The sequence below is a fragment of the Burkholderia sp. Se-20378 genome (assembly GCF_017104665.1).
GTDB lineage: Bacteria > Pseudomonadota > Gammaproteobacteria > Burkholderiales > Burkholderiaceae > Burkholderia > Burkholderia lata.
The window spans coordinates 1-785 of record NZ_JAAGPG010001229.1 but is presented as its reverse complement, the minus strand read 5'-3'; the positions used below and the strand labels follow the sequence as shown (position 1 = coordinate 785).

General features: G+C 66.1%; 2 protein-coding genes. One reads left to right on the top strand and one right to left on the bottom strand.

Annotated features, from left to right (window positions below):
* Nucleotides 1–209 (bottom strand): hypothetical protein (locus G3N93_RS42170; protein ID WP_277396622.1); only part of this gene is annotated, 209 nt, incomplete at its 3' end.
* A gap of 10 nt (nt 210–219) precedes the next feature.
* On the opposite strand from G3N93_RS42170, the gene G3N93_RS42165 reads away from it, so the two are divergent.
* On the top strand, nt 220–785 hold a 566-nt coding region (locus tag G3N93_RS42165; RefSeq protein ID WP_277396621.1), incomplete at its 3' end, for a hypothetical protein.

The following is a 785-nucleotide window of genomic DNA, read 5'->3' as shown; positions in this document are numbered from 1 at the left end:
GCGCCTGCCGACTGCGCGTTCGAACCGTCGCCGACCGCGACGCTGCTGGCGCCTGCTGCGCTGGCGTTCACGCCGGCTGCGAGGGCGTTGGTGCCCGTTGCGCCGTCGTTGGCGTAGTTGCTTTGCTGCACGCCGTTGTCGTTGACGCTGTAGTAGTGCGTCTTCGCAGCGTTGATTGCGGTCGAGGTCGAGGTCGACAGCGACGACACCGAGCTGTTCGTGCTGCTCAGGCCGGTGGACAGCGAGCCGATGCCGGTCGACGTCGACGTGGACAGCGACAGGATCGTGCTGTTCGTGCTGCTCAGGCCGGTGGACAGCGAGTTGATGCCGGTCGAGGTTGAGGTCGACAGCGACGTGATCGAGCTGTTTGCCGACGAGAGGCCGGTCGAGGTCGAAGTCGACAACGAACTGATCGAGCTGTTGGCCGACGACAGGCCGGTCGAGGTCGAAGTCGACAGCGAGCCGATCGAGCTGTTCGCCGACGAGAGGCCCGTCGAAGTCGAGGTCGACAGCGAGCCGATCGAGCTGTTGGCCGACGAGAGGCCCGTCGAGGTCGAGGTCGACAGCGAGCCGATCGAGCTGTTCGCCGACGAGAGGCCGGTCGACGTCGAGGTGGACAGCGAGCCGATCGAGCTGTTGGCCGACGAGAGGCCCGTCGAGGTCGAGGTCGAGAGCGACGTGATCGAGCTGTTCGCCGACGAGAGGCCCGTCGAGGTCGAGGTCGACAGTGAGCCGATCGAGCTGTTTGCCGACGAGAGACCCGTCGAGGTCGAGGTCGACAGCGA